Annotated in this window: 2 protein-coding genes and 1 tRNA gene; 1 reads left to right on the plus strand and 2 read right to left on the minus strand. The window is 51.0% G+C overall.

Annotated features, from left to right (window positions below; all coding sequences use genetic code 11):
* Positions 1–7: 7 nt before the first annotated feature.
* Positions 8–97, minus strand: a tRNA-Ser gene (locus tag AC2VLY_RS16530).
* 220 nt (positions 98–317) lie between these two features.
* On the opposite strand from AC2VLY_RS16530, the gene AC2VLY_RS16535 reads away from it, so the two are divergent.
* On the plus strand, positions 318–875 hold the full coding sequence (locus AC2VLY_RS16535) for an SCP2 sterol-binding domain-containing protein (RefSeq protein WP_227485483.1): 558 nt from the start codon (positions 318–320) through the stop codon (positions 873–875).
* A 96-nt stretch (positions 876–971) separates the two neighbouring features.
* Here AC2VLY_RS16535 and gatB read toward each other — a convergent pair whose 3' ends face one another.
* Complete coding sequence (gatB, locus tag AC2VLY_RS16540; RefSeq protein WP_227485484.1) at positions 972–2,411, minus strand: Asp-tRNA(Asn)/Glu-tRNA(Gln) amidotransferase subunit GatB; 1,440 nt, start codon at positions 2,409–2,411, stop codon at positions 972–974.
* Between the last annotated feature and the right edge of the window lie 132 nt (positions 2,412–2,543).

Raw genomic sequence — 2,543 nt, forward strand, 5'->3', positions numbered from 1 at the left:
CAATGCGTGGCGGAGGCGGTGAGATTCGAACTCACGAGGGGCGCAAACCCCTGCCGGTTTTCAAGACCGGTGCATTCAACCGCTCTGCCACACCTCCGTGTCGGTGGAGTTTAACCAAAGCCCGGGCAAATGTGAATGCCAGCCAACTTAAAGTCATGCAAAAACATCTCCCTTCAGTACACCGGAAACTCACTATCTGCTTATTTTCTAATTGTTTATCACCAAATTAAAAATACCTTGGTTTCCGCAAGACCAAACCCGGTCTATACTCGGCAAATGCTCAATGGGAGCATTCCATACATATGGCGGAGGAGAAAATGATGTTTAAAAAAATGGTGATGGCGACGGTTTTGGGATTTGGTCTCGCCGGTTCTACGATGGCAATTGCAGCAGATACAAGCACTTCCGCAACAGATAGTAGCGCCACAACAGCAGCATCCACAACCCCCGTTTTCATGTCTCCGGCCTGGGCCAAGGAGCTTTGCACCGCCTGGAACAATAACCCGACGCTGACCGAAAAACTCGCGGGGGCCTGGATCAAAAATAATGGAGGCAAGGGCTACAAGGTCATGGAGGTCTCTGATTCCAGTATGAAAAGTACGCCGCCTATTCAGCTCGAAATTGCCGCTAAGGACGGTAAGGCCGAATGCACCTATGGTGGCGCAATTAAGGTAGCAGACCTGAATTACAGCTATGACTACAAAATGTGGGCAACGACCCATGACTGGCACCACATGGGTTCACCCATGATGGCCATGATGTTTGGGCGCCTCAACTTCAAGGGTCCGAAAATGGAAGCCATGGAAAACATGGGCCCGTTCTCCGAATTTCTGAAACTGGTCAAGGAAGTGCCCGCTACTGTTCCGGCTTCCTGAGCGCACCCAAAAGTTGTCATATAAAAAGGGTGCCTTCTGCTGGCACCCTTTTGAATGAACGGGCATTACCCACCCGCAAAACAACACTTCAAAATTTCATTCCGGCTTCTGGAGTCGTTCCAGCAACAGGGTATTTACCTGATCAGGATTGGCTTTCCCCTGACTGGCTTTCATCACCTGGCCGACAAAAAAGCCCAGAAGCTTATCCTTACCCGCCCGGAAACCCGCAACCTGCTGGGGATTGGCAGCAATAATTTCATCTACCATAGCGGCAATGGCTGACGCATCGGTAATCTGACGCAGGCCACGACTGTCAATAATGGCATCAATTTCACCACCCTGGTGAAAAATTTCTTCAAAAATTTCCTTGGCAATTTTTCCGGAAATCGTTTTATCTTCAATACGCTGCACCAACAGGCGTAATTTTTCGGCAGACACCGGGCAATCCTGAATTTCGACCCCTGCTTTATTCAAAGCTCCGAGCAAATCACCCATGACCCAGTTGGCCGCCAGCTTCCCTTCCACGCCATCCGCCACACTCTCGTAGTAGTCGGCAAGATCGCGCCCGGCAGTCAACACACCGGCATCATAGGCCGAGAGATGATAGGCCTGCATGAAACGTTCACGCTTGGCATCCGGCAGTTCAGGCAGGCTCTGGCGGACTTCTTCGATGCGAGTATCATCGAGAACCAGAGGCAACAAATCAGGATCCGGGAAATAACGATAATCGTTGGCTTCTTCCTTGCTGCGCATCGAGCGGGTTTCATCCCGGTTGGCATCATACAGGCGCGTTTCCTGAACAATGCTGCCACCGCTCTCCAGAATATCCTTCTGTCGCAGAATTTCATATTCAATGGCTTTTTCCAGAAACCGGAAAGAATTCAGATTCTTGATTTCCGCCCGGGTACCAAAAGGGGCTCCAGGACGACGCAGGGAAACGTTGGCATCACAACGGAACGAACCTTCCTGCATATTTCCGTCACAAATTTCCAGATAGCGCACCAGCGCATGCAGTTTCTTCAAGTAAGCCACCGCTTCTGCAGACGAACGCATATCCGGTTCAGAAACAATTTCCAGCAATGGCGTTCCGGCGCGATTCAAATCAATACCTGTCTGCCCGACAAAAGCCTCATGCAGGGATTTACCCGCGTCCTCCTCCAGATGTGCACGGGTGACGCCGATGACTTTCTCGGAACCATCCGCCATCTGTACCGTCAACTGCCCCTTGCCGACAACAGGCAACTCGTACTGGCTGATCTGATAGCCCTTGGGCAAATCCGGATAAAAGTAATTTTTTCGCGCAAACACACTATGCCGATTCAGTTCGGCACCAATCGCCAGACCCAAAGCAATGGCCTTATCGACGGCTGCGCCATTCAAAACCGGTAATGCTCCAGGCATGGCCAGGCAAACCGGACAGGTATGACTATTGGGTTCTGCACCAAAAGCAGTCGGGCAGCCGCAGAATATTTTCGTAGCGGTGTTGAGTTGAGCATGAACCTCCAGACCGATAACCACTTCCCAGTCCATACTCATGCCTCCCCTGCCTTCAAGTTTGGCCGTGCCAGATGCCAGTCAGTTTCCTGTTGATATCGATGCGCCACATTCAACAATAAATCGTCTGCAAAATAATCTCCCATCAACTGCATGCCAATGGGCAGGCCGGAT

It is taken from the genome of Acidithiobacillus sp. TH-A36 (assembly GCF_057473445.1).